Source organism: Chryseobacterium sp. 2VB (assembly GCF_005503635.1).
In the GTDB taxonomy this organism is placed as follows: domain Bacteria; phylum Bacteroidota; class Bacteroidia; order Flavobacteriales; family Weeksellaceae; genus Chryseobacterium; species Chryseobacterium cupriresistens.
The window spans coordinates 1-26787 of record NZ_SCNC01000024.1; the positions used below are offsets into that span (position 1 = coordinate 1).

Genomic DNA, 26787 nt, shown 5'->3' on the forward strand with positions numbered 1-26787 from the left:
AGAAGTGAGGACATTTCTAAAGCACAATATACTTCCTGAGTTATTTAGCCAAAACTGTTCTCTCACCCCTTTTGCTTTGTATGTAAATTTATTCTTTTGCAAACATAGGAGCCGAAACCTAAAATTAAGTTTTTGATAAAGCCATTTAAATAGATAATTACTACTCTCAGGATTATAGCCCGTTCCTATTGAATGAGTTCAAAAATAAAATAAAAGGGAGCTGTTTTAACTTCAAAAACAGCTCCCTTTTATTTATCTTACACTGATATTACTCAGCAATTACTCTTACCATTCCTTTTACCTGTACAAGCTTTTCCATAAGCTCTTCTCTGGAATCTGCAAGAACGTTGATATGTCCCATTTTTCTTCCAGGTTTGGTTTCCGTTTTTCCGTATAAGTGGATGTATGTTTCGGGAAGCTTAAGAACATCTTCCATTCCTTCATAGACTACTTTTCCGGCATATCCTTCTGCTCCAACCAGATTCAGCATTCCACTGTAAGTGATGGCGTCAGTATCCGCTAACGGTAAATTTTTAACCACGCGGTACATTTGCTCAAATTGGGAATTGGTATTTCCTTCCTGGCTCTGGTGTCCTGAATTGTGCAGCCTTGGAGCAGTTTCATTTACCCATACTTTTCCTTCTTTATCAAGGAATAATTCGATGGCAAATAATCCCGGAGAGTTCACTGCAGCCAGAAATTTTTCAGTAATGGAATCAATCTGGTTCTGAACATCTTCCGTCAGAAGAACCGGACATACATTGAAGTCCAGAAGATTCAGCTTTGGATCAGCTACCATTTCCGTTACCGGAAAAATATTGGTTTCTCCTTTTTCATTTCTTGCGACAATGACAGAAAGTTCTTTTTCAATATCTACAAGGCTTTCAATGACAGAAGCTTCGGTCCACAGATGCTGATAATCTTCTTCTGTTTTAATCACCTGTACTCCTTTTCCGTCATATCCTCCTGTATTCATCTTCTGAACAAATGGCAATGGCATGATGATCTTCTCATCACTGTTCCATACCACCTGAAATTCCGGACTTGGAATATCATGAGCTTTATAAAATTCTTTCTGAAGGATCTTTTGCTGAATTGTTTTGATAATATTGGCATTGGGAACCACTTTTATTCCCTGCTTTTCAAGTTCTGCCAGTGCATCAGCATTCACGTGTTCTATTTCAATGGTTACAACATCTTTATCTTTTCCGAAGTTTAAAACCGTATCATAATCATTGAAATTTCCCTGTGTAAAATACGAGATATTATGACATGGCGCATCAGAAGCCGGATCCAGAGTATAAAACTCATCATCATACTTCAATGCACTTTGTATTAACATTCTTCCCAGTTGTCCGCCTCCCAGAATTCCTATTTTCATTTTTTTATTTTATTAGATTTACTCTTATTGAATTTTATCGATTTTTAAATAGCCAAGCCCCATTGGGTTCTCCTGATTTTCTTCATCAGACTTATGAAGAACGATAGAATATTTTTCTTTCATAGAGGCAGGAAGGATATCACTTACATTGAAAATATCATCAATATCCACTCCATGCTTATCATCAATATGGCTTACAGCACCTTCAAACCCCATGGTCTGATAGAATTCGGTAGCTTTTGCTCTCTTCACAATTTCACCCATAGACTGCCCTACCATCAGGTGCTGCTCATGAAATTCTTCAAAGAAACCAGGTTTGTAGCCGCCTAAATTCAGAAAAAATAATTGATCTTCTGAAGATTTCTCTCCCTTTTCTACAATCTCCACCTTGTACCCATCCGCAAATTTCACTTCCTGATAACAGTCCAGGTGAATTTTTCCTTCTGCTTCCTTCCAGAAGTCTTTCATATCGGGAACCAGATCCTTAAGACTTTCCGCGATTCCGAAGAAAACATCGTGCTGTTCAATATTTCTTCCTTTGGGTGTTGCCCCAAGGATGACATAAAATAATTTCATTACATTTTTCATGCATACAAAAATACGTTAAATTTATCTTTTTCAAATGTTTGGCAGACTATCACAATAATTTTATATTTGTAGTATTATTTGTAGTATGTCAGAAATCATCATACTCTTCCTTGGCGCAATTTCGGCGGGTCTTTTAGGTTCACTTACGGGTTTAGGAGGAGGAGTTATCATCATTCCTTTATTAACGCTGGGATTCGGCGTTCCAATGCATTACGCTATCGGTGCTTCACTTATTTCTGTGATCGGGACCTCTTCCGGTGCGGCTGTAGCCTTTGTAAAAGAAGGTTTTACCAATATGAGAATCGGAATGTTTCTCGAAATAGCTACCACAGCAGGTGCTATTATTGGAGCCCTTGTTTCAGGAATGCTTAACCCAAATACAATCGGAATTATTTTCGCAAGTATCCTTCTTTTAACAGTTATTTTAAATCTTAAAGGGAAACCTGATCACCAGGAACCTTTGGTAAAAGGAAGTCTGGAGGAAAAACTGAAATTGTACGGAACATTCCCTGATAAAGGGGTATTGAAAAGCTATTCTGCAAGAAATACAGTTCCCGGATTTTTGATGATGATGTTTGCAGGAGCCATGTCCGGACTTTTGGGAATAGGTTCCGGTGCATTGAAAGTATTGGCGATGGACAATATGATGAAGCTTCCTTTCAAAGTATCTACAACCACCAGTAATTTCATGATCGGAGTAACGGCAGTAGCCAGTGCCCTGATCTATTTCCAGAGAGGTGAAATTATTCCTGTGATTGTAGCTCCTGTACTTATTGGAGTTGTGATCGGAAGTTTTATCGGTTCAAAAACGCTGATGGTATCAAAGACCAAAAAATTGAAAGTATTTTTTGCCATCGTGATTACCATTCTTTCCATTTATATGATGTATAACGGTATCAACAAAAGTTTCAGATAATGAAAAAGAATTTTACAGATGTAGATCTGAACCGTTCGGTAGGAAATCTTCTGAGACTGGGTGTTATTCTGTCTGTGGCTACATCATTGATTGGTTTTGTCAAGTTATTTATTGAAGGTTTTAAAATGCCTGAAAAATATACAAGCCTTGTGGTAGGTACTTCTTCTGAAAAAGTATGGGGACATTTTTGGGATTCCCTGTGCAAAGGAGAAGGAATGGCTATTATTCAGCTGGGTATTCTTTTGCTGATCTTCACTCCTCTTATGAGAATTGTTTTCGCTTTAATAGGCTATTTAAAAGAAAAAGACTACGTATATGTAGTCATTTCTTCTATTGTTTTAGCGATTATGGCGGTGAGTTTCTTTGCCGGTTACGCGCACTAATTTTTTACATTTCATAAAACTCTAACGGCAGCTGGTCTGGATCCTGGGTAAAGAAAAATTCTTTTCCGGTGAATTCGTCTATGCGGATTTCTTCACAGCTTAATCCTTTTCTGATCAGTTCATTTCTTTTTTCCGTAACATTTTCTACCGAGAAAGCAAGATGCCTTAAACCACATGCTTCGGGACGTGACGGACGTTGGGGAGGATCGGGAAAGGAAAACAGTTCGATCACATAGTGATCTCCTATAGCAAGATCAAGTTTATAAGACTGTCTTTCTTCGCGGTATACTTCACGGATGATATTCAGATCTAAAATTTCCGTATAAAACTTTTTTGAAACGGCATAATCTGAACAGATGATGGCAATATGGTGAATCTTCATTTTTATTTTAACCTGATTTTCAATTGAACTTTATTATTGTATTTCTTTACAGTTATCCTTTCTTCTCGTATCAATAATATACTGGATCTTCCATTCATTATTCTGTTTTACCAGCTGAAAACTATTTGCCCCGCAGTGTGATAATTTTCCTTTTAAATAAAAAGAATAAGGAGTAAACACAGTTGCAAGATTTCCATCCGTATGAATGGCTTCCACTATAATTCTTTCATCCAGATCTCCTTTTGTAAATTTTGAAACCGAAGTGATGAAATCCGAAATACCATCACTTTTTACAGTACCGTCCTTGGTGATGGTTTGAAGTACTGCATTCTCTGCAAAAGCGGATTTTACCAACTCAGGATCTGCATTTTTCATACCAAGGAACAGGTTTCGGATAGGTTTTTCAATATCTGTATTCTGCTGGCCGAAGCACGAAATACTAATCAGAACAAGAAATGCCATTATTTTATTCATAGTATAGATTTAGATAATTAAAAATAGATAAAATAAAATTTAAATTGATTAACAAATTTTAAAATTCATTTTCCTTAAATTGTAACCCAATTATTTCAGAGCTATTATATGTGGATTATTTATCTGATTCTGGCCATACTTCTTATGGTCATGACAATACTGCCGAAAATTCAGCATTCCCACTGGATATTCAGAGTTCCTGAATTTGCTAAAATACAGGTTACCTACCTTATCTTCTTTACTTTTTTATTAGGCTTTTTCACAGATTCTACAGAATATTTCTGGTATTATCAGGGCCTTCTGCTGATCATGTTTATTCATCACGGTCAAACACTCATCAAATACACCCACTTTTATCCTGTAAAAAAACACAGACAACTTCACAGGTCTTCTGATAAACTGCATTTTATTTCGGCCAATGTCTATCAGTTCAATAAAGAGCATGAGAAATTCATCGGACTCGTTAAAAAGTACAATCCCGATTTTTTCATGACGATGGAAAGCAACAGTGACTGGGAGAAAGCAATGAGACCTCTGGAAAAAGAATATTCCTACCAGCATAAAGTGACTCTTGAAAATACCTATGGGATGCATTTTTATTCAAAAGTTGAGATTAAGGAAGCGAAAACCCATTATTTCGTTGCTGATGACATCCCGAGCATTGAGATCCATATGAAAACCGCTGATGGTTTTTCTTTTGTTTTCTTTGGGGTTCACCCGCCGCCACCAAGTCCTACGGAAGAAGAAACATCAAAGGAAAGGGATGGCGATCTTTTGAGTACTGCCAAGCGTGTAAAAGATATTAAAAAGCCTGTTATTGTCGTGGGAGACTTCAATAATGTTGCATGGTCGAGATCATCTGTCTTGTTCAGAAAAACAAGCCATCTGATAGATCCGAGAATCGGACACTCTTTTGTTTCTACTTTTCATGCCAAATACCGTCTTTTAAGATTCCCGATCGATCTGATGTTTCACAGTGAGGATATTTTTATCCAACAGCTGAAAACATTGGAAAATTTTGGGTCAGACCACCTTCCAGTATACTGCGAGTTTTTCATAGATCATCACAACGATGAACAGGAAGAACTGATAGAAACGGCAACTGCTGAAGAGAAAGCTGAGGCTGAAATCATGATCGAGGAAGGAAAGAAAGAAGATGGAGAACGCGAAGCTGTTGTTACTGAGGATTAAAAAAGTGGGCTTTAGCCCACTCCTATTGATTTTTTAAATTTAAAATTTCATCACATCCTTCACTACTCCATTATTCTGGGTGTGTTGTAATAATTCAGCTTCAATGAAGGTTTTAATCTGTTCTTCAGATCCGTTACTCGGGAACAGAAGGTGAACATTCGCTCCGGCATCCAGTGTAAAGAATAATGGAAGACCGGTTTCTCTTCTGAAATCCCAGATTTTATTGATGACTTCCAATGTTCCTGTTTTCATCAGGATAAAAGCAGGATCACTCATCATCATCATGGCATGCAGGGTAAGTGCTTCATGTTCTACCAGCTTGATAAAACGTTCCATATCTCCGCTTTTCAGGATATCTTTTATGGGGACAAAGTTTTCCCTCGCTTCCTGAAATCTTCCTTCTGCATAAGGATTCGTCTTCATCAGGCCGTGTCCTACTGTTGAAGAAACACTTTTCTGCCCTTCATGGATCAACAGAACCCAATCATTAAAATTTTTGAATACTTCATGAATTTCAGCATCGGGATACTGTACTCCGAATAAATCTGAACTTCCTTCTACCTCATCGGTTTCACCCCACACCACAAGTCCATTATATAGACTTCGGCATGCGCTTCCACTTCCTAATCTTGCTAAGAATGAAGCTTTTCTCAAAGATTCTTCTTCAGAAGTTTTTCCTGTAAATGAAACATCCAATGCCATCAGACATTTTGCAATCGCTCCAAATCCTGAAGCAGAACTTGCGATCCCGGAACTATGCGGGAATGTATTCTCTGTTCTGATTATATATTTCCCTTTTAAAATCCATGGAAGATACTGTTCTATATTTCTGAAATATTTTTCAATTTTTTCGGCAAACTTCACTTCTTCATTTCCAGCCAGAAAAGTTTGTACTGAAAAAGGCTCATTCGCAGTAAATTCCATTGAAGTATTGGTCTTACAATGGTTTAACGTGTAGCTGATGCTTGGGTTAGCAGGAATCTGATCAGCATATTTTCCCCAGTATTTAATCAGGGCAATATTAGACGGACAGCTTTCCGAAACCGTTTGGGTATAAATATTGAAATTTTCTTTTCCTATAAAATCCTGTGTTGTCATAGTTTACTTTAAGTCATTATTTTGAACCACCCCGTCAAAAATTCTTTGAATTTTTGCCACCCCTCCAAAAGAGTGGAATTTTCAAATCTTCAATTGTAATTGACATGAAAAGGGAGGTTAAAATTTTTAATACATCTTCTCTATAATATCCGCATATTTTTTGATCACCACATTTCTTTTGACTTTCAGAGTGGGAGTAATTTCTCCTGTGTTGATGTCAAATTCAGCCGGCATTAACGTAAATTTCTTCACTTTTTCATAATCTGCCAGGTGGCTCTGTAATTCTTTGATCTTTTCTTTGTAAAGATCGATTACTTTCTCATTTTTTACAGCATCTTCCCATTTGGTAAAAGGAATATTATTTTTCTTAATATAATCCTGTAAAAATTCGAAATTAGGAACAATCAGTGCTGAAACAAACTGTCTTCCTTCCGCAATCAGCATAATCTGCTGGATAAAATTATTATTGGTCAGAAGGTTTTCAATCTGTTGCGGAGCAATGTATTTTCCGTTGGAAGTTTTCATCAGGTCTTTGATTCTGTCTGTAATGATCAGGTTTCCTTTCTCATCAAACTTTCCGGCATCACCGGTTTTGAACCATCCGTCTTCTGTGAATACTTTTTGGGTTTCTTCAGGTTTATTGTAGTATCCTTTCATGATTCCGTTCCCTTTGGACTGGATTTCATCATTTTCTCCGATACGCATTTCTACTCCCGGAAGAGGCTTTCCACTGGTTCCATGCTCAAAGTGAGTTAAAGGGAAAAGGGTCAATGTTGCCGTAGTTTCCGTTAATCCGTATCCAACAGTCACGTGAATGCCCACTGATTCAAAGAAACGGGTAACCTCTGGCGACAATGAAGCTCCACCGCAAGGTAAAAACCATAATCTCCCACCCATTTTATTTTTAATTTTACTGAAAACCAACATATCAGCTACAGATTCTTTGAATTTTAATCCAAAAGGAACCGGTCTTTCATTTCTTCTTAATTCTGCGGTTTCCCATCCGGTTTTAAGCGCCCAGTCAAAGATTTTCTTTTTCAGAGCTGAACCTTCTTCCGCTTTTTCAAGAACTCCGGCATATACTTTCTGGAAAAATCTTGGTACAGCACACATGGCAGTAGGTTTTACTTCTTCCAGTGCTTTGGCAACATTTTTCGGATCTTCAAGGAAATACACACGGGCACCACCGTACAAACAAAGTAAACTCCAGCTTCTCTCAAAAACATGGCTTAAGGGTAAGAATGCCAGTGAAAGTTCTTCTTCAAAGTTTTTAAACTTAAAAAATTCAAAATGAGAATCGAATGCCTTGATGAAATTTCCATGGGTAAGCATTACTCCTTTCGGGATTCCGGTAGTTCCGGAAGTATAGATCAATGTGGCCGTATCATCATTTTCTTTCTTACAGATCTCCAGCTCCGGCGAGGCTTTTGCGATAAAATCTTCAAGATAAAAACTATTGAACTCTTTCTTGATCCACACTGCTTTTTTAGAAACAATAATGGTTTCAAGATTGTTTTCTTCTTTATGTAAAAACTCAAGACAGGCATCATATTGCATCTGGTTTCCTACCAAAACGGCTTTAGCACCGGAATCGTTGATGATATGTTCTGCCTGTTCAGCATTATTCGTGGAATAAATGGGTACTGTAACTGCCCCGATAGCCATTGAAGCCAGATCCATGATCATCCATTCTGATGAGTTGTCTGAATAAATCGCGACTCTGTCATTCTCCTGAACACCGGATTCTTTTAAAGCATTGGCTGTTTTAAAAATAATTTCACTGAATTTTTTCCAGCTCAGCTCTTTCCAGGCATCTTTCTTTTTAAATCCGATGGCCGCTTTTATAGGATGTTTTTCTACATTTTTAAGGATAATTGCCTCTGCAAGATTCATTTCTTCAGCTTTTTGTCGTTAATATAATTATTCAGGTGAAAGTCTATACTTTCTTTTACGGGAATAAACTGATAGTTCAGTTTTTCTTTGACTTTGTGATTGGAAATGGTGTTGAATGAAGAGATGGCCTCAATATTTGATTTGGTTACCATCCTTAGTTTGGGAATCAGCCATCCGAAAAGGGTGTTGGCTATTCTTCCGATATTGAGTACAGATTGTGAAAGAATTCTCGCATCTTTAAGCCCCAGACGGGTTCTTACCTGTTTGGCAAGGTCTGCATATCTGTTATTTTCAGCAACAATAATAAAGCGTTCTCCGAAAAGGTTATTTTCCATTAATCCTATAGCTGTATTGGCTACGTCCCTTACGTCGACATAAGCAGAGCCTCCTGAAAAGGTAAAGCTATTGTCTTCAAAGGTTGAGAAAAGCTCGCCGCTGCTTTGGTTCCAGTTTCCGCTTCCTACGATCATGCCGGGATTAATGATCACCACATTCAGTCCTTCTGCTGATGCTCTCCATGCCTCCATTTCGGATAAATGCTTAGAGATGGCGTAGGCAGAATGTTCCAGTTTTGGATTAAAGTCAGAATCTTCATCCAGTTCTCCTTTTTCATTAAAATTATCAAGAACGGCGACAGAACTTACATGGAGAAATTTTTTAACCTCCGATCCTTCACAGGCAAACAATAGATTTTCCGTACCCTTAATATTGGTATGGTACATTTCTTTTTCATCTTTCGGATGAAAACTTACTTTGGCAGCACAGTGATACACCTCATCTACGCCTTGCAGTGCAGTTTTTAAAGAATCGAGATCATCAAAATCTACGTTTACCCATTCAATTTTATTGAAAAAATCGTCAGGATTCTCCGTATAAAAGCTGTATGAATGCTTTACTTCGTTTAAATTGCTGCCCGGCCGTTTGGAAGCACGTACATTTTTCCCTCTTTTAAGAAGTTCCAGTACAATTATTCTTCCCAGAATTCCGGTAGCCCCCGTTACAAAAATCATTAATTATTTTACTTGATTGCTGACTAAAATATAACAATATTTTCTATCCGGCAATGCTTCCGGATCGGTAAAAATTATTTGGAAAAACCGTTTTTGCAAATTTGCGATTTTTAAAGCATAATTCAACTTAATTTAACCAATATTATCATTCGAAGCGCAACAAAGCTGAAAATTTCAACTTCAACAGATTACCGAACTGAAAAGTCCTGAAAGAATTAACAACTTTCAGGACTTTTTGTATTTAAAATTCTTTATTGCTTACGCCATTACCTCATTATTTCTTCTTGGCGCTTTGTCGCAGAGAACATCTGCAATGCTTTTGGAAATAAGATTTCCTTCTGTAAGATTATCCAGCCAGAAGAACTCTCCTGCCGCATTGATCTCGATAAAATAATATTCGTCTTCAGGAGAAACAATCATATCTATGGCTCCATAGTCAACATTATAAATATCAAGCAGTTCAAGCAGTTTTGCTTCTACATCTGCCGGAAGTTCTGTTCTGCTCCATTTATCAATCAAATTAACGCCGTCTTTTCTCCAATCAATTTTGGCATCTTCAGACTGCTGGGAATCTATTTCGAATGCATACACATCTCTTCCCACAATGGTAATACGAAGTTCTTTTTTCTTCTGAATCATCTGCTGGAACTGCATCGGACAATACAGCAATGAATCCAGTTCTTCCAGTTTATCTTCGCCAACAACGTTCGTAAACACTACATTTTCCACTCCATCTTCATAAATGGCAAAACCAGTCTGCATTTTAGCCACTACATTCTGATGTTTTACAATAAATTTCCTTGCTTCATCAGGATTATTGGTAAGACAGGTTGCCGGAATAGTGAGACCTAATTTATCTGCAATTTTCAATTGTTCTTCCTTGCTGTCGAGTCTTCTGTAAACACTTGGTTTTCCCAGAGAATAAGCATCCACAGATTCGAAGAAACCAAAAAGGGTATTTCTGATCTCTCCCATAGCCGCACCGTAAAATTTAGAGTCCATTTCTTCCTTTAATCCTTTTCCGATATTGTAGGCTCTTCTGTACCAGATGGCTGAAATATCATCCAAACGATGTTTTGTTTCAGGCGTTTCAAGGTAGCTTACCCATTCTCCATCCTGGAAAATAGTAGACAGTTTGTTTTGTAATGGATAAACGTCTACATCAAAGCGAATGACTTCACAATTATTTTTTTCAATGTATTCTGTTACTTTTTCAATGGAAAAGTTATCTGCGGTATGGGTAATTATTAAAATTTTATTCATGGAAATTAATTCTTTTGATAAGGTTATCGGCAATTTTTTCTGCAATGGGAAATCCCAGTTCTTTCTGAAGCATACCCCATTCTCCCTGAGGATTGACTTCAAGGAAATAATACTCCCCGTTTCTTCCTTTGATCATATCAATAGCTCCTATATAAAGTCCCATTTCTTTCATCATGGAAGTGAGATTGGCTCTAATGGCATCAGGCAACTCGTAGGCTTCCCAGAAATATCCTTCGCGGGCTACTCTCCAGTCCGCATTTTCACTGTTATTGATTTTTCCTGTGAAAAACTCACCATCTACATACACGATTCGTAATTCATATTCTTTTTCAATATAGGGCTGAAAAATCATCGGACAGTAAGCAATATCTGAAAGATGCTCCAGAGATTCTTCCTCAATGATGGTAGTGGAAATCATATTTTCCCCTGACATTGTTTTTGCGGTAACTCCATGAAGCTTAGCAATGGCTTTTCCCTGGCAGTATTGATAGAAAAATGTGGTTATTTTTTCTGCATCATTGGAAAAAATGGTTTTGGGAATGGTTAAGTTATTTCTTTGTGCAATTTTCAGCTGAAAGATCTTGTTTCCATCAACTTTTTTTTCGTTTTCATAAGGGTTGATCCAGGGAATATGTTCTAAAGCCGTTATCAGATTATACCTCAGGCTTCCATATTCGTTGAGAAAGATTTTTTCATAATCCTGATCCAGTTCTTCGGGAGCACTGATCTTCCAGGCTTTTCTGTGCCATACGCCTTTGATATCATCAGAATGGATGGTATTTCCTGCTTCGTCAGTCAATTCAAATGAATCTTCATGAATACTGATTTTCTGAAGATGGTTCAGGCGGTCAGAATTCAGTCTGAAAAAAGGAATATTTTTGGAGCTGAGATATTGGAAAAAAATGTCAATATTATAAAAATCCTTTGAGTGGGTGATGCAGAGAATCATTTGCCGGTTTTATTAAAAAGGGAAACTTACTATTTAAGTTTCCCCTATTATTTTATTGAATATTCTACTTATTATAGTGGAATAGTGATTGTATCATCATCACCGTCAGATGGATATTTCAGCGTGTGCATCATATCATCTTTTGGAGAGGTTACCGTGTCTATTGTCGGCTTTGTAATCAAATCTGTTTCAGCAAGTGTGATGTCACTTCCTCCTTTTACTGTTTCTGGATCCTTCACCTGTTTTTCCAGGAATGATGCGAAAAACGGCTTCTTCTTTGAGTTGTTGCTTTTCATAATGTTTTAGTTTTGGTTGGATTATAATTTAGGTTATGCTTGACATTATCATACTTCTAAAACATCCTCATCACCGTCAGAAGGATATTTCATCGTTACATTATCATTATCAGGCTTGGTAACATTATCCTTAAGAGGAGTCGTGATCTGATCCTGCAGGGATGTAGTAATCTGATCTGCCAATACGGAAGTAATACCTCCACCTTTTACTGTTTCAGGATCTTTAACCTGTTTTTCTAAGAATGATGCAAAAAATGGCTTCTTTTTTGAATTTTTGTTTTCCATAAGTTAATATTTTTATTGTTTTTTGAAAATCCAAAGTACAAAAATTTCAACTCATGGAGAAATAATATATATTTTTAATAAAATTTTAACACTATGATGAAAATCAAAGTATAAAATTAATTTAAACTAAGAAACTCTTTAACAACATTTGCAAAATCAACCGGATTTTCTGCCTGTACCCAATGTCCGGCATTCTTTACTGTTACTATTTTAGCTTTAGGAAATTGCTGCCTGATACCGAATTCATCCTGTGGCAGGATGTAATTGGATTTTGCCCCTGCTATAAACAAGGTTTCACCTTCAAAAACTCCGAATTTAATGGCATTGGAGACAAATTCAGTATATCTTTCAGATAATGTTTTAAGGTTGAATCTCCAGCCCAGTTTTTTATTGTCATCCCAATACAGATTTTTCGTCAGAAACTGTACGGTAGATCTTTCGGGAATATATTGATTCAGGACAGCTTCCACCTCGTTTCTTGAAGTTACCGTATTGAAATCAACCGTTTCCAGTGCTTTGATAATCCCTTGATGATGTGGTGGATATGCTTTAGGTGAAATATCTACAACAATCAGTTTTTCAACACGTTCAGGGTATTTTATGGCAAACTGCATGACTGCTTTTCCGCCTAAAGAATGCCCTAATACATGAGCTTTTTGAATTCCGTAATGATCCATATAACGGGCAATATCATCTGCAAGGTCATCATGAGACATACTTTCTGAGTGAAAACTTCTTCCGTGGTTTCGAAGATCGATCAGGTGTACCGGAAGATATTCTCCCAGATCCTTCCCGAAACTTCCCCAGTTGTCGAGCATTCCGAATAATCCGTGAAATACAAGAAGCGGCGTATTGGTCACATTTTCGCCGAATATTTTTGAGTTTAAAATTTCCATATTTTTAGAAGTTAGATGTGAGAAACTAGAAGTTAGATAAATCATGCATAATCTGTTTATGCTATTTTTAACATGATTAAAGTTGTACTAACTTCTCATCTCTAACTTCTGATTTCTTGTTAATTACCATTTTGCCAGTCTCTTCAGATAAGCCTGAACTGTATTTTCCAATCCCATATAAAGTGCTTCAGAAATCAAAGCATGCCCGATAGATACTTCCAGAAGGTTCGGAATAGTATCTGAGAAATACTTCAGGTTTTCTAAGCTCAGATCATGTCCTGCATTAATTCCCAACCCGAACTTTGTCGCTTCAACAGCAGTGTCGTAATAAGGTTTTATAGCCTGTTCTTTATTGGTAAGATAGTTTTTTGCATAAGCTTCAGTGTACAGCTCTATTCTGTCTGCTCCTGTTTTGGCCGCATATTCTACAAGCTCCGGTAAAGGATCCAGGAAAACAGAAGTACGGATTCCCGCTTTTTTAAATTCTGCAATGATTTCTGTAAGGTAATCGAGATGTTTTTTGGTATCCCAGCCGGCATTGGATGTAATGGCATCATCAGCATCCGGTACAAGCGTCACCTGTTCAGGCTTCACTTCCAATACCATATCAATAAAATCCTGATGAGGATTTCCTTCAATATTAAACTCAGTCGTAACCAACGGCTTCAGATCATAGACATCTTTTCTTGTGATATGCCTTTCATCAGGTCTTGGATGGATGGTAATCCCCTGCCCTCCGAATTCCTGAATTTTTACAGCAGCTTCTGTCACACTTGGGGTTTCTCCTCCTCTTGCATTTCTTAACGTCGCAATTTTATTAATGTTTACGCTTAGTTTTGTCATTTTTTATTGTAGATGTTAGATATAAGATGTTGGAAGCTGGAAGCATGGAGCTGGAAGTACATCCAGACTTCGTACTTTATTGGTCTTCCACATTTATGATCATTTAAAAATTTAATTTAAAATTTGGGTTAAAAGAGACTGGAAATATCCACTTCCCTTTTCAATCTTTCTGCTTCTATACTTTCACACTGATCTGCATCACCTGAAGTTCAAATTCTTTTGAAGCTACCAATAAATGGTCAAAAATATCGGCCTGAATCTGCTCAAAACGTTCCCATTTGGAATCATTGGTAAAGCAGTAAACTTCAAGGGGCAGCCCTTGCGGAGTAATGTCCAGCTGGCGGACCATCCGGGTTCCGTTTTTATCAATATCAGGATCATTTTCAATATATTTCTGTGCATAATACCTGAAAACACCAATATTGGTAAGCTGCCTTCCATTCACAATTTTATCTTTATGTACAAGGCTTTCCTTTTCTTTTTTGATCTCTGATGTCCTTTCATCCAGATAATCTGAGATCAGATTAATCTCCTTTAGCCGCTCAACATCTTCATCCGTCAGAAACTTAAAAGAATTGATATTAAAGTAGATTGATTTTTTTATTCTTCTTGTATTGGATTCAGACATCACCTGCATATTCTTGATCTCAGTGGTCATCAGATCATAGGTTGGAATTGTGGAAACCGTTTTATCAAAATTGGTGATTTTAGTTGTCAAAAGGTTGATCTCCGTGATATTCCCTTCAATACTGTATTTGGGAATACTTACCCAATCCCCGACTTTTAAGTTTTTAGAAGTGGCAACGTGAAGACCTGTGACAAACCCGAGAATAGTATCTCTGAAAACCAATACCAGAACAGCTGTAATAGCCCCCAGACTTCCTACAATGGTGGTTCCTTTGATCCCGAAAATCACACAAAGACCCACCACTGTAAATATGAAGAGTCCTAAAATCTTTACAGTTTCTGAAATGGCATTAAGTGCCATTATTTTGTAGAAATCCTGTTTAATACTGAAATAATTCCTGAAAGCGGTCAGCGATCTGTAGAGCATTCCCGCTACTATCAATACCAATCCTAGATTGATACATCTTATAATAAAAATAGTGGTCTTCGGCAGTGCATTTTCCGGAAATATAGATCCCTGTATCCCCGCAACCGCAATCAAAGCAGCAAAATGGGCTACAGAATTGGTGATTTTCGACTGATAAATAGATTTTACGATCGCGAACTTCTGTTCATTATGAAATAACCTGAATACTGAATTGATAATGAATTTAAAAATAAAATCAGTGATTAAAAACAGGACAAGAAGTAAGCTCAGTTTGACAATGATATGAAAAACCCAGTCGAGCCCGGCTGGTGAAATCCGGGTGATATAGATGTAAAGCTGCTCGCTCAGCTCCTGTATAAAGTTTTTGGTTTCTTGTAACTGGTCATTCATTACAGCAAATTTATGAAATTAAGAATCATCATTTTACTATTCACAATCAATTTTCATCCCAAAAGGTATTCATCAGAAAATATTTAATAAAAATTATAAATCTTCTACAGCCCACCATTACAATTGAAAAATAAACCACAAATAACATATTTAAGTAAAAAAAATTAAAATAAATTTCAATTTTAATGAATTAATATTAAAAATTCATTAAATTTGATTAAAACTAAACCCATCAAAATCAATTAAATATGAAACAAAACTACCTGTTGATCATGCTATGCAGTCTTTTGCTCTTAGCTAATTGTAAAGGAGACGACTCTGCTACTCCCGAAGAAAATCCCACTAAAGTAATATCCACAGGAACAGTGGAAGGCAGAGTATTTGCAAAAAACGGAACCAAACCGATTGGAGGAGCTCTTGTATTTACTACTGACAGCCAGAGCAATATTTACCATACCTATTCCAATGCTGACGGAAGTTTCAGCTTAACAGCTCCTGAAGGCAAGACAACCCTTCACATTCAGACAGGTGACGGTAAAAATTTCAGAACAGAACTTCCTCTTACCATTAAGAAGAATGAAACAGTTACTGTAGCTGCCACAGATTCAAAATTGGATCAGATAGCAAAAATGGCTTATATAAAAGGAAGCTATGATGAAATTGAAGCCATTATAACCTCTCTCGGATATACTGCCACTGAAATTACGTATCAGGATTTAAAAAATATCAATACAATTTCCCAGTATGACATTATCTTCCTGAACTGCGGATCCCGTACTTACGCACAAACAGGAACTTCAATGCCGAGCAATGACAACACTGTATATTCCAATCTTTCTACTTTTGTAACCAATGGTGGGAGCCTTTACAGCTCAGACTGGGCTTCGGCTTATCTGGTAGGAGGAAATACCAATACTGAAAACTGTAATGCTCCGGGAGGTTTTATCAATGATAACCTTCTTTGTCTGCAGGATACAGGCACAGCCACTACTTATATAGGCTGTAACGTTTCAAACACGGCTTTGGCAACTGCATTAGGATTTAATACCCTGGACATTCAATATGATATGGGCGCATGGGAAAAAATTCAAAACTATGATCCTTCATTCTGGGATGTTCTCGTAAAGAAAGGCAATGAACCGCTGATGATAAGAACAGGACATTATACCAATCCTTCTGCCCCACAAACTCCTGTAGGAACTTCTTTAAACAACAATCACATCACCATCTGCCATCACACAGCCAGTGGAAATAACATTACCATTACCATCAACCAGAATGCCTGGAACTCCCACCAGGCACATGGAGATACCATGGGATCCTGCACAGGAAACTCTACCAGCGGAAATATCTACTATACTACCTTCCATAACCACGCAAGCGGAAATATCGGTAAGGCAGGACCGATTCTGGAATACGTAATCTTAAATTTGTAATAAAATTTTATAACTCAGTTCTCAAAGTGGCTTTTTATAAGGCCACTTTTTTTATATTGCATCTTTAATTTTTAAAAGAATGGATACAACGATTATTAATATTTTCTGCCTTATTTTATTATTTATAGGAATATTGGGAACTTTTCTTCCTGTATTACCTGGTCTTTTACTGAGTATCTGCGGACTGTTGATCTATAAATTCGGGACAGATGCGGATCTTCCGATGATTTATATCTGGGCCTTCGGAATTCTTACGGCAGCTTCTGTAGTGTTAAGCTATGTGATTCCGGCAAAGACCAACAGAAAATACGGGGGCACACGTTGGGGAAGCATTGGTTCTGTTATCGGAACCATTGTGGGAATATTTATTCCGATTCCATTGGGATTTCTGATAGGAATGTTTGCAGGGGTATTTATTGGTGAATTACTTCACGACAGTAAGGATATGAATAAGGCCTTACAATCTACCAAAGGAGCGCTGATTGGATTCATTTATGGAACCGGATTCAGCTTTGTGGTAGGAGTGGCAATGTTTTTGGTAGTATTACTTGATATGTTTAACGTCATTTAATTAAATATAAGAAACTATGTTCCATAAAGCTATCATACTCAGTCTGGGGATATTTGCATTAACAGGATGCGATGCCCAAAAGAAATCCAGAATTAATACAAAAGCCCCTGAAATGTCTGCAGGCACAAAATCAACAAATCCTGATAATCAGAAAGATGGTATTATCTACCTGAGTGAAGGCGAGAATAAGTTTTTAAGAGAATACCAGATGAATGTTACATTTAAAGGGGTTTCTGAAGACAGCCGTTGTCCTGAAGGAGTCAATTGTATCTGGGCGGGCGTTGCTCTTGCTCAGGTGGAAGTTATGGGAACTTCTACCCGGCCAATGATTCTGAACCTCGCCAGCGGAGATTTTCCGGCAAGAAATTACCACCAATCGGCAGAATTTAATGGTTACACTATTACATTACAGGATATTGCTCCGTATCCGAAATCACAGGACGGAACAAAAGCACTAGCCGGAAAATATAAAATCGGAATTACAATAAAAAAGGCTGAACCATCAGCTGATTCTACCACGAAATAGGCTTCTTCCCTTTGGAAACAAGATATTCATTAATTTTTGAGAAAGGCTTGCTTCCAAAAAAACCTCTGTGCACAGAAAAAGGTGAAGGGTGTGCCGATTTCAGAATAAAATGTTTAGCCGGATCTATGAGTTCGGCTTTTTTTTGTGCAAAAGCGCCCCACAATACAAACACTACATTCTCTTTTTTATCTGAAATCTCCTTAATAATAAAGTTGGTGAATTTTTCCCAGCCAAGGTCTTTATGGGAATTGGGTGAATGAGCACGAACCGTTAAGGTAGCATTCAACAGTAAAACGCCCTGTCTTCCCCAATCATCAAGTTCTTTGGAAGTTCTTACAACTCCCAGATCATCTTTTAACTCAATAAAAATATTTTTAAGGGATGGCGGTGCTGCAACCTGTTCGGAAACAGAAAAGCATAAACCATTCGCCTGATAATCATTATGGTAAGGATCCTGCCCAATAATCACGACTTTAACATCATCAAAAGCAGTAAGTTCCAATGCTCTGAAGATCTGATTTTTTGGTGGAAAAACTTTGGTTGTTGCATATTCATTCTTCACTTTCTCCCAAAGGGTTGTAAAGTATTCCGTACTTTTTATCGGGGCTAAAATTTCTGTCCAGGTCATAGTGCAAAAATAATAATATTAAAATAAGGGCTTACATTATACCTTAAATATCTTCACTTTTCTTTCAATCAGCATATAGGAAAAGTAAGACAGTAATAATGAAAAAGAGATTAACAACAGATTATTAAGATGATAATTATTCACAATAACAAAATCCTGTTTCTTCACCATATAATGTATAATATATAATGAGTAAGAGATATTTCCCAATAAATAGATGGCTTTGGTTTCTAAAAATGCTTTTAGGTGATTTGACTTTCCTTCATAAAGGTATTTGATCATCAATGCTGATAGCAAAGGAATAAATAATAATCCTTTTTCCACAAACAACATGGATGCAAATAATATGAGAATGATATACATGATCAGATTTTCTTTCTTCATTTTAAATTGTGGTAAAAGGGCAGCCCCAATACCAAGAAAATAAGAAGAAATTGTCCTTATAAGAGAGACAAGGCCGTATGGAAGATCAAGGTATCTTGGTGATTCTCCTACTTCCATGGGATGCTCAGAACCTATATATAAATGGCCGGGTAAATACGGAAGTGCAAACCTCAAAACCAAACTGGTAATAATTAAAATTTCGCTCCGTATTTTATACTGCAGAACAAACCATAACATAAAGGGGAATACCAGATAGCAAATCCATTCTGTGCTCAGCGACCAGTAGACAACATTCAACAGATAATCCGGATTAAAAAAGCATTGTAATAAGGAAGCATTAATGAGAAATCCTGCTACAGAAGTCTTCACTAAAAACAATGCAATAAAAATAACTGATACAATATACACAGGATAAATCCTGTTGATTCTTTTTTTATAAAAAACCTCAACTCCTTTGTAGTTCAGATCCTTCAACTTTCCGGAATAGGAAACCGTCAGTAAAAAAGCGCTTAATACAAAAAAGATATCAACCGCTACATATCCTTTTCCTACTATATCCTGAATAAATTCGTTCCTGAAAAAACTAAAATGAAAAAAAGCTACCCATAATGCAACAACTCCTCTAAGCCCCGTTAAAGATTTTACTTCATTTTTCATATGTACTTTCAATCGGCAATAAAGATAGAGAAAAACCGGCTAGATTTGATAAGGGCTGCGAGAGGCTTTTTGCAGTCTGAAAATAATATTATCCGGAAAACCTTCATCCTGCTTTCCTTCCTGCAAAATGAAATGATGTTTTAAAAGAAGTCCTTTTGAGCTTTCATTGAATTTGTTGGTAATGGCTACAATGTCCTGTAAATGCAATTCGTTAAATCCAAAATCCAAAACGGTCTTCAAAGCTTCAGACATGATTCCCTGTCTATGATAGTCTGGCAACAGTTCATAACCAATCTCTGCTTTCTGCCGGTCTTCAGAAAAATTCCAGAGACAGATGGTTCCGATAAGGTTCGGCTGATCTTTTAAAGAAATTCCCAGATAGATGGTTTGGTTATTTTTAGTTTTTTCTTTAATCGTCAGAATAAACTGGAGCGCATCGTAGTTATTTTCAGGAGATTTCCTTATAACGAACCGATTGATCACCTCATTGCTTCGGATTCGCAAAATATCATCAACGTGGCTTTCGTTGATATCTCTCAGTACTATTCTTTGGGTTTCAAGTTTCATATCTCAAATGTAATAAAAGAACGTTTAAGAAAACATTTTTTCGATATTTAAAAATTTTCAATAAAACATAACACTAAAATCATCAAATTCAAAGGTAATTTATTCTGTAAATCTCTCAGATATACGTAATAATCAAAATTCTCACTAAATTTGCACTGTGTATATAGATAAAGAAGATTTAGACGAATTAGAGTTTCCGCAATTGCTCGCGGAAATCTCCCCATTTGCGTATTCTCCGAAAACAAGAGAAAAAATTCTTCAACTTCGTCCGATGGAAATTGACGAGGCGGAACTTTCATTAAAAAAAACGTCAGAATATCTGTCGAGTTTTGAAAGTTCAAATGCGATTCCGTTTGATGAGTATGAAGATATTGAAAGTGAGCTGAAATTGATGCTGATCGAGAATTACCGTCTGGAAAATGCTGCTTTCATCAAAATAAAAACCATCACGGAACAGATCGGAAGACTTCAGAAATTCTTCCCAACCATGCCGGAAACGTTTCCTACTTTATTGGAAGAAGTTTCTGTACTGGAATTCAGAAAAGAGATCATTGAGAAGGTGGATAAGGTTTTTAACCGTTTTGGTGAAGTAAAAAACGAAGCTTCCCCAGCTCTGAAAGGGATAAGAACCGAAATTCAGCTTGCTAAAAAAGCAATTCAGGAAAATTTCAACCGTGCGCTTACTACGTACGGACAGAGTGACTTTCTGGATGATATCCGGGAAACGATTATTGACGACCAGAGGGTTCTGGCGGTAAAATCAGGATTCAAAAAAAGAGTTGCCGGAAGAACATTAGGAATTTCCAAAACAGGTTCCATCACATATATTCAGCCGGACAGTGTTGTAAAGCACTATTTCAAACTCCGTGAGAATGAAGAGGAAGAGAAAAAAGAAATTGATAAAGTTCTCCGTAAGCTTACAGCAGAACTAGCGGAATTTCAGCCTCAGCTGTGGAGATATCAGGTGTATATTTTTGACCTTGATCTTACGAGAGCTAAAGCGAAATTTGGTGAACTGATTAACGGCGTTCTTCCGAAAATCAATCATCATAAAACACTGAGATTAAAAGATGCCTATCATCCTCTTTTATGGTTAAGAAACAAAGTAGAGAACAAAATCATTCACCCTCAAACACTTACCTTAACAGAACATAACAGGATTATCTGTATTTCCGGTCCGAATGCCGGTGGAAAGTCAATTACCCTGAAAACGGTAGGATTATTACAGCTGATGATTCAGAGTGGTATTCTGGTTCCGGTTCACCCAAAATCTGAAATGTTTTTCTTTGAAAAAATTATGACGGATATTGGCGATAACCAATCTATTGAAAACCACTTATCAACCTATTCATCGAGATTGAAGAAAATGTCAGGAATCATCCGTGAAGCAGACGCCAATACGCTTTTGCTTATTGATGAGTTCGGTACAGGTTCTGATCCGGAACTTGGAGGTGCGCTGGCAGAAAGTTTCATGGAGTTTTTCTATGATAAAAAGAGTTTTGCCATTATCACAACGCACTATACCAATATTAAACTGGTGATAGAACAGCTTCCCAACGCCCAAAATGCAGCTATGCTCTTCAATGAAGAAACACTGGAACCGATGTATAAGCTGGAAGTGGGACAGGCAGGAAGTTCATTTACTTTTGAAGTTGCAGAAAAGAATAAAATTCCAAGATTTATCATCCATTCTGCCAAGAAAAAGGTAGAGCATGATATTGTGAATCTTGATAAGACGATTGTAAAACTGCAGCAGGAAAAATTTGAGGTTGAGAAACTGAAATCCGATCTTGCCGAAAGAAAAGAATCCGTAGAAGATAAACGTGATAACCTTCAGAAACTGAATGACCAGCTTCAGCAGAAACTTTTCAATTTCCAGAAGCTGTATGAAGAGGAACACCGCAAACTTCAGTTCGGAAATAAGATTGAGGCATTCATCGACAGCTATACCAAAGGAAAATCCAGAAAAGATGTTGTGAAAGATTTTGTAAAGCTTCTTGAACAGGAAAAATTCCGAAAACTGGGAACAGATAAGGATGAATCCAAGCGCCTGCAGGTTGTCAAGAGAAAAATCACTCAACAGCTGAAAAAAGAAGAAGTAATTGAAAAAATTGCTGAAACCAATGAAAAACTGGAAGAAAAGCGTAAAACCGATCGTGCCGTATGGATGAAAATCGGACAACGTGTCCGTATTACAGGAAGTACCAGTGTAGGAACCATTGAGAAAATTTCCAGAAACAAAGTGATTGTCAATTACGGAACTTTCAAAACCACGATTGATGCAGATGAGCTTGAGAGAATTTAATGAATAGAAATCAAATTAACGCAAATACAGAGAGAGCACTTTTCAGAGCTCTCTCTTTTTTATTATTTTTTAATGAATTTTAATCGGGTTATCTTTTCTTTATCTTTCAGCTGGATAAAATAAACTCCTTTTGATAAATGGTTAAGGTTTAAAAGGTGTTTTGAAATTTTTCCTTCGTCAATTTTCTGTCCTGCTATATTATAAATTTCATAATCGGCGGCTTCTGAAATTCCGGAGATATTTAAAATATCAGATGTGGGATTAGGATAAATTTCAGTTTTTACAGACCTTCCTGAGTCTTCCACTCCAAGGGTGAGATTGATTAAATCTACTCCATAATCTTCAACTTCCCCATAGGTAAATGTACTGCAGGCATCTAAAGGTATTGTTTGACTGGAAATAACCCTCATGGTAACGCCACATAGTGTCACTGCTGCCAAACTTGGAATCGTAAACACAGATACAGCCGGAGCAGCCTGAGTAACATTATTGGCTACCATCACTCTTTCGTTGGATTCAAAAATTCCGTTGGCATTAAGATCAATCCACGCCGTTACTGTTGTTGTCCCAGGTGTCCCCATCCAAGTATTGGTTACTGAAAGCTTATTTCCTGTACTTCCTATAAAAAATTTAACTCTACGACTCAGATCACTTCTGTAATCTGTATAATTGGAAGGTCCGGAGTCACTTACCATTGGTGTGTTAACTCCTGTAGAATTTACGGTCACATTGGAAATATGCATCATCGTGGTATCTGTAGAAGCACTTGCACAATAATTAATGGTAGTGGTAAAAAATATAGGATTAGACCATAATCCCTGTGTCGTACACACTTCCACTACCTGTACTTCATACGTTGTACAAGGTTGCAAACCTGTAATTGTGAAAGAATTTTGTCCTGGTGCAACATCAGCTGCCATCCATGTAGTACTTCCCGGTATTCTGTATCTGATCCTGTTGTTGGGTGTATTGGGATCTGCAGTCCAGGTAACTGTTCCCGTTGTAAGCGTTATATTCGACATCTGAAGCCCTGTTGGAGCATTGGTATCACAGAAAAATAAAGATTGGGATTCTTCATCTATTTTGTGAGTTGCCTGAAAGCTGGATATTCCCTACATAAAAGAGAATACAAAAAGTAGTTTTTTGGTCATGTTTATTAGTTTTAAAATTTTCTTGAAAAATAGGGTGTTTTTTCGAATATAGCTTATACTTTCTCCATATAGCATTGTATTTTTTAATATTTTTGACAATAAAGTGTAAAACACACAGAAACTCTATGCTTTAATATATGTTCAAAAGTATTTCTACTCTCTGGATTTTTTATAAAAAAATAATAATTCCCACCTTGATATTTTCTTTATTAGCTTCTTGTTTATCCTCTTTCAATATTGAGAACTTTGGATTGAGTTTTCTTTTAATATCTCCTGTCCTTCATTATTTTATATATGAACTCAGATTTAAAAGCGAATATTACTTTTATGCCAATTCAGGCTTTTCAAGGATGTTTCTCTGGACAGGAACAATAGTATCGGGGATTATTGTAAAAATTATAACATTATTTTTATGAGCAGACTGCATGTTGATAGCGTAACCAAATCTTTTAATGAGAGAAAAATTCTGCAGGATATTTATATAGGATGCGAAACAGGACAAATCATAGGCCTGCTGGGCAGAAATGGTGCTGGAAAATCAACATTATTAAAAATTATTTTTGGAACTGTCAGTAGTGATACCCAGTTTATAAGATACAATGACAAAGTTCTGAAAAGTATTTCCGACAGAAAAAACAGAATTGCTTACTTGCCACAAGATCTTTTTTTACCCAAAAATATAAAAATAAAAAACCTGGTTCCTCTTTTTTGTAATCAAAAGAATACTGAGCTGCTTTTTACATCAGAATTCGTACAGCCTTTCCTTCATGAAAAGCCTAAAAATCTTTCCAAAGGTGAACAGAGAATTATTGAAACTTTGATGATTATTTATTCTGAAGCTGATTTTGTTTTACTGGACGAACCTTTCCATAGCCTTTCTCCGAAAATTTCTGCAGCATTGAAAGCTGCAATCATTGAACAGTCTGCGTATAAGGGATTCATTATTTCTGATCATAATTATCAGGAAGTTCTTGATATTTCACACCAAATATTTCTTTTGCGTGAAGGCTATCTGAAACAAATACAAGATTTAAATGAACTGCAATGGTATAATTATCTTCCGAAAAGCATTTAATTTATATATTTGAGGGATCAAAAAATTTTCATGATGACTTTCATAAACAAAGCATTCTATTTATCCGCTTTCAGTATTTTATCTATTGCTTTTGTAAAAGGACAGACTAAAGTTCCTTTTGGAGTGGTAAAAGCTGAAGAAGGATATGCCAACGTACGTGTACATAAAGACGATTATCGAAAAATTGTAGATAAGATCCGTATGCGTAAAGGCGATGTATTCGTTTATGTAAAGCCAGCTCCTGGAGAAACAGAATGGATATGGATCAAATATCCTGAGAAACAGGATGACGACAAGCCTTTTGTGCGTTATGAAACTCTTGATAAAGAAGGAATGGTGAATAAAGGACGTATTGCCTATGTAGACCAGCTTCCCGCCTATACTCCATCCAGATCTAAAAACGGAAGATCCCTGATTTTCACAGACAATTCTGATCCTAAGATTCCTACTGCCCAAAGAAGCAAAGTGGTGATTGATATTTATCCTTCCAATGCAGGATACCGTAAAAAGGAAAAAGATGCAGATGGAAAAATTCTTACGATTGATAAAGTAAAACCATGGGGAATTGGAAATGATCTTCCTGAAGGAATGACCGAAATCAAATCCATCAGAGTGCAGCAGCCCGGAAGAGGTTCTGTTTTTGTAAGAGAGGCCATCAAAAACATGTTCCAGCCTACCATGGATTTTGAGAACATCGGAGTAACTTCTCTCGACAATGATAATATTTTCCTTTATATGATCAATGGTTCAGGAGAAAACAGATATACAACACTCTGGACAATTAAGAAGGGAAGAGTAATCAGCCAGATTATTTATCATAATCCGGAATAAATTCATTATTTTTGCATTCGAAAAGTTTTTACGCTTATTCATCACAGAAATTGGTTCTGCATCACTGCAGATTAAAAGGGAACCGTGTGAAAATCACGGACTGTCGCGCAACTGTAAAGTAACTGAAGTCTTTATCAAAGATCCACTGTGCGAGGCATGGGAAGGAGATAAATGATGTTACAAGTCAGGAGACCTGCCTTTTTCTTAAACATGTAACTTTCGCGATTTGAAGTTGTATTGATCTGATGGATTGTTTCAGGAGTTCTATCAATTCCTGTCATTATTCTGTTGTTTTAGTATCCTTTCATTTCGCTTTAATTAATAATGATATATGACTACAGAAGAAAGAATTGAAGCATCCGAAACCAGAATCTTTAAAGCGGTTTTTCCTAACACAACCAATCATTACGATACCCTTTTTGGAGGTACTGCGATGCAGCTGATGGATGAAGTAGCTTTTATCACCGCAACCCGTTTTGCCAGAAAAAGAGTGGTAACCGTGAGCAGTGATAAAATTGATTTCAAAAAACCTATTCCTGCCGGAACTATTGTGGAACTGATCGGAAAAGTTTCATACGTGGGAAAAACCAGTATGAAGGTGAATGTTGAAATTTACACTGAACAGATGTACTCCTATGAAAGAGAAAAAGCTATTGTAGGTGATTTTACTTTTGTAGCCATCGACGAATTCAAAAAACCAATCCAGATACTATAAATTATAAAAAATTCGGGCGGCCTTTGGCCGCCCGAAGCTTTAAATATTTTCATTGACATTATTTCAATACCTTTTCTGTTTCCAGACTTCTGTTCAATAAAAGTTCAAAAGCCTCTCCCATTTCGTCTGATGCTCTGCTGATTGCATTTTCAAGCATATTCCGGATCTGTCTTTCCGTCACTCCGGCTTCTGTCCAGCTCTTTCCTGTAGTATGGGAATTTAAAATAAACGGCATAATTCTATCGATTCCACAGGCAAAAATAGCATCCGGAGTTTTCTCTTCTTCAAACTCGAGCCACAGGTTAAAAAATTCTGTACGTAAAGGCTCATCCAGAATTCCAAAGATCTTTTGGGCTGAAGCTTTTTCTCTTTCAAATTTCCCTACCATAGCTTTTTCATCAAAAATAAAAGTGTCTCCGGCTTCTATTTCCACAAGATCATGAATGGAAAGCATTCTTATCACTCTTAACAAATCAATATCAGCCCGGTTTTTAGCATATGGATAAAGGATCTGGGCAAGAATAATGATCTGCCAGGAATGTTCAGCCGTATTCTCTCTCCGGGAATCGTCTGCATTATAATTTCTTCGTTGTACATTTTTAAGCGCATCTACTGCCAGAATAAAATCTATCTCTTTCTGAATTTTCAT

The 26787-nt window shown here is 36.9% G+C and carries 29 protein-coding genes and 1 riboswitch; of the genes, 10 read left to right on the top strand and 19 right to left on the bottom strand.

Translation table 11 applies throughout. The features are described 5' to 3' along the window. Nucleotides 1–268 precede the first annotated feature (268 nt). Together FFS26_RS18005 and FFS26_RS18010 are read right to left on the bottom strand one after the other, a co-directional pair. On the bottom strand, nt 269–1381 hold the full coding sequence (locus tag FFS26_RS18005; RefSeq protein ID WP_137905721.1) for a 5-(carboxyamino)imidazole ribonucleotide synthase: 1113 nt from the start codon (nt 1379–1381) through the stop codon (nt 269–271). 24 nt (nt 1382–1405) lie between these two features. After that, the gene (locus FFS26_RS18010) at nt 1406–1957 is read right to left on the bottom strand and encodes a DUF1543 domain-containing protein (RefSeq protein WP_110010201.1); all 552 of its coding nucleotides are present in this window, start codon (nt 1955–1957) and stop codon (nt 1406–1408) included. 97 nt (nt 1958–2054) lie between these two features. On the opposite strand from FFS26_RS18010, the gene FFS26_RS18015 reads away from it, so the two are divergent. Both FFS26_RS18015 and FFS26_RS18020 read left to right on the top strand, forming a co-directional pair. After that, entirely contained in the window at nt 2055–2885 is an 831-nt protein-coding gene (locus FFS26_RS18015; protein ID WP_076597404.1) for a sulfite exporter TauE/SafE family protein, read from the top strand. Continuing rightward, nucleotides 2885–3268, top strand: coding sequence for a DUF1634 domain-containing protein (locus tag FFS26_RS18020; RefSeq protein ID WP_110010102.1), 384 nt, complete (start codon nt 2885–2887; stop codon nt 3266–3268). The genes FFS26_RS18015 and FFS26_RS18020 overlap by 1 nt, the downstream gene beginning before the upstream one ends. 4 nt (nt 3269–3272) lie before the next feature. Here the strand turns inward: FFS26_RS18020 and FFS26_RS18025 are convergent, their stop codons facing one another. Together FFS26_RS18025 and FFS26_RS18030 are read right to left on the bottom strand one after the other, a co-directional pair. Then, on the bottom strand, nt 3273–3650 hold the full coding sequence (locus FFS26_RS18025) for a VOC family protein (RefSeq protein WP_110010103.1): 378 nt from the start codon (nt 3648–3650) through the stop codon (nt 3273–3275). Nucleotides 3651–3683: 33 nt separating this feature from the next. Further along, the gene (locus tag FFS26_RS18030; protein WP_110010104.1) at nt 3684–4124 is read right to left on the bottom strand and encodes a nuclear transport factor 2 family protein; all 441 of its coding nucleotides are present in this window, start codon (nt 4122–4124) and stop codon (nt 3684–3686) included. Nucleotides 4125–4274: 150 nt separating this feature from the next. On the opposite strand from FFS26_RS18030, the gene FFS26_RS18035 reads away from it, so the two are divergent. Then, nucleotides 4275–5315, top strand: a complete 1041-nt coding sequence (locus FFS26_RS18035) for an endonuclease/exonuclease/phosphatase family protein (protein WP_228406507.1) — start codon at nt 4275–4277, stop codon at nt 5313–5315. Nucleotides 5316–5354: 39 nt separating this feature from the next. Here FFS26_RS18035 and FFS26_RS18040 read toward each other — a convergent pair whose 3' ends face one another. The 10 genes from FFS26_RS18040 to FFS26_RS18085 form a co-directional block, all read right to left on the bottom strand. Next, nucleotides 5355–6413 (bottom strand): diphosphomevalonate/mevalonate 3,5-bisphosphate decarboxylase family protein, encoded by a 1059-nt coding sequence (locus FFS26_RS18040; protein WP_137905723.1) that lies wholly within the window; start codon nt 6411–6413, stop codon nt 5355–5357. Between the two features lie 126 nt (nt 6414–6539). Then, complete coding sequence (locus FFS26_RS18045; protein ID WP_137905724.1) at nt 6540–8306, bottom strand: AMP-dependent synthetase/ligase; 1767 nt, start codon at nt 8304–8306, stop codon at nt 6540–6542. After that, nucleotides 8303–9316 (bottom strand): NAD-dependent epimerase/dehydratase family protein, encoded by a 1014-nt coding sequence (locus FFS26_RS18050; RefSeq protein ID WP_137905725.1) that lies wholly within the window; start codon nt 9314–9316, stop codon nt 8303–8305. Before FFS26_RS18050 ends, FFS26_RS18045 begins: the two co-directional genes overlap by 4 nt. Nucleotides 9317–9574: 258 nt before the next feature. Beyond that, a complete protein-coding gene (locus tag FFS26_RS18055) occupies nt 9575–10579 on the bottom strand; it encodes an MvdD family ATP-grasp ribosomal peptide maturase (protein WP_110010109.1) in 1005 nt (334 codons plus the stop codon). After that, the gene (locus FFS26_RS18060) at nt 10572–11528 is read right to left on the bottom strand and encodes an MvdC family ATP-grasp ribosomal peptide maturase (protein WP_137905726.1); all 957 of its coding nucleotides are present in this window, start codon (nt 11526–11528) and stop codon (nt 10572–10574) included. The genes FFS26_RS18055 and FFS26_RS18060 overlap by 8 nt, the downstream gene beginning before the upstream one ends. Before the next feature lie 71 nt (nt 11529–11599). After that, complete coding sequence (locus FFS26_RS18065) at nt 11600–11824, bottom strand: microviridin/marinostatin family tricyclic proteinase inhibitor (protein WP_110010111.1); 225 nt, start codon at nt 11822–11824, stop codon at nt 11600–11602. Nucleotides 11825–11872: 48 nt separating this feature from the next. Further along, nucleotides 11873–12109 (bottom strand): microviridin/marinostatin family tricyclic proteinase inhibitor, encoded by a 237-nt coding sequence (locus FFS26_RS18070; RefSeq protein WP_110010112.1) that lies wholly within the window; start codon nt 12107–12109, stop codon nt 11873–11875. Between the two features lie 116 nt (nt 12110–12225). Continuing rightward, nucleotides 12226–13005, bottom strand: a complete 780-nt coding sequence (locus FFS26_RS18075; protein ID WP_110010113.1) for an alpha/beta fold hydrolase — start codon at nt 13003–13005, stop codon at nt 12226–12228. A gap of 123 nt (nt 13006–13128) precedes the next feature. Then, nucleotides 13129–13848 carry a pyridoxine 5'-phosphate synthase gene (locus tag FFS26_RS18080; protein ID WP_110010114.1) on the bottom strand — a complete coding sequence of 240 codons (720 nt, stop codon included), beginning with the start codon at nt 13846–13848 and terminating at the stop codon, nt 13129–13131. 175 nt (nt 13849–14023) lie between these two features. After that, complete coding sequence (locus FFS26_RS18085) at nt 14024–15292, bottom strand: mechanosensitive ion channel family protein (protein WP_110010115.1); 1269 nt, start codon at nt 15290–15292, stop codon at nt 14024–14026. Nucleotides 15293–15540: 248 nt separating this feature from the next. On the opposite strand from FFS26_RS18085, the gene FFS26_RS18090 reads away from it, so the two are divergent. The 3 genes from FFS26_RS18090 to FFS26_RS18100 all read left to right on the top strand — a co-directional run bounded on the left by FFS26_RS18090 (nt 15541) and on the right by FFS26_RS18100 (nt 17825). After that, on the top strand, nt 15541–16728 hold the full coding sequence (locus FFS26_RS18090; RefSeq protein ID WP_228449459.1) for a carboxypeptidase-like regulatory domain-containing protein: 1188 nt from the start codon (nt 15541–15543) through the stop codon (nt 16726–16728). Nucleotides 16729–16807: 79 nt separating this feature from the next. Continuing rightward, nucleotides 16808–17299: a DUF456 domain-containing protein gene (locus FFS26_RS18095; RefSeq protein ID WP_110010116.1), complete on the top strand. Its 492-nt coding sequence runs from the start codon at nt 16808–16810 to the stop codon at nt 17297–17299. Nucleotides 17300–17315: 16 nt separating this feature from the next. Continuing rightward, nucleotides 17316–17825, top strand: a complete 510-nt coding sequence (locus FFS26_RS18100; protein ID WP_110010117.1) for a hypothetical protein — start codon at nt 17316–17318, stop codon at nt 17823–17825. Here the strand turns inward: FFS26_RS18100 and FFS26_RS18105 are convergent. From FFS26_RS18105 to FFS26_RS18115, 3 genes are read right to left on the bottom strand one after another with little or no spacing between them, the layout of a single operon-like run. Continuing rightward, complete coding sequence (locus FFS26_RS18105) at nt 17812–18453, bottom strand: uracil-DNA glycosylase (RefSeq protein ID WP_110010118.1); 642 nt, start codon at nt 18451–18453, stop codon at nt 17812–17814. The genes FFS26_RS18100 and FFS26_RS18105 overlap by 14 nt on opposite strands. 36 nt (nt 18454–18489) lie before the next feature. After that, nucleotides 18490–19494: an acyltransferase family protein gene (locus FFS26_RS18110; protein ID WP_110010119.1), complete on the bottom strand. Its 1005-nt coding sequence runs from the start codon at nt 19492–19494 to the stop codon at nt 18490–18492. Between the two features lie 39 nt (nt 19495–19533). Then, nucleotides 19534–20061 (bottom strand): GNAT family N-acetyltransferase, encoded by a 528-nt coding sequence (locus FFS26_RS18115; RefSeq protein ID WP_137905727.1) that lies wholly within the window; start codon nt 20059–20061, stop codon nt 19534–19536. Nucleotides 20062–20218: 157 nt separating this feature from the next. Between FFS26_RS18115 and FFS26_RS18120 the strand changes: the two genes are divergently transcribed. Beyond that, nucleotides 20219–22366 carry an endonuclease MutS2 gene (locus tag FFS26_RS18120; RefSeq protein ID WP_110010121.1) on the top strand — a complete coding sequence of 716 codons (2148 nt, stop codon included), beginning with the start codon at nt 20219–20221 and terminating at the stop codon, nt 22364–22366. Nucleotides 22367–22428: 62 nt separating this feature from the next. On the opposite strand, the gene FFS26_RS18125 is transcribed toward FFS26_RS18120, so the two are convergent. Then, entirely contained in the window at nt 22429–23475 is a 1047-nt protein-coding gene (locus FFS26_RS18125) for a GEVED domain-containing protein (protein ID WP_317129468.1), read from the bottom strand. A 454-nt stretch (nt 23476–23929) separates the two neighbouring features. On the opposite strand from FFS26_RS18125, the gene FFS26_RS18130 reads away from it, so the two are divergent. The 3 genes from FFS26_RS18130 to FFS26_RS18140 all read left to right on the top strand — a co-directional run bounded on the left by FFS26_RS18130 (nt 23930) and on the right by FFS26_RS18140 (nt 26138). Further along, nucleotides 23930–24592: an ATP-binding cassette domain-containing protein gene (locus FFS26_RS18130; protein WP_137905729.1), complete on the top strand. Its 663-nt coding sequence runs from the start codon at nt 23930–23932 to the stop codon at nt 24590–24592. Nucleotides 24593–24622: 30 nt separating this feature from the next. Beyond that, the gene (locus tag FFS26_RS18135; protein WP_110010123.1) at nt 24623–25423 is read left to right on the top strand and encodes a hypothetical protein; all 801 of its coding nucleotides are present in this window, start codon (nt 24623–24625) and stop codon (nt 25421–25423) included. A gap of 34 nt (nt 25424–25457) precedes the next feature. Then, nucleotides 25458–25639, top strand: a riboswitch (cobalamin riboswitch). 115 nt (nt 25640–25754) lie between these two features. After that, nucleotides 25755–26138, top strand: coding sequence for an acyl-CoA thioesterase (locus FFS26_RS18140; RefSeq protein ID WP_002977578.1), 384 nt, complete (start codon nt 25755–25757; stop codon nt 26136–26138). A 58-nt stretch (nt 26139–26196) separates the two neighbouring features. Here FFS26_RS18140 and FFS26_RS18145 read toward each other — a convergent pair whose 3' ends face one another. After that, nucleotides 26197–26787, bottom strand: coding sequence for an HD domain-containing protein (locus FFS26_RS18145; protein ID WP_137905730.1), 591 nt, complete (start codon nt 26785–26787; stop codon nt 26197–26199).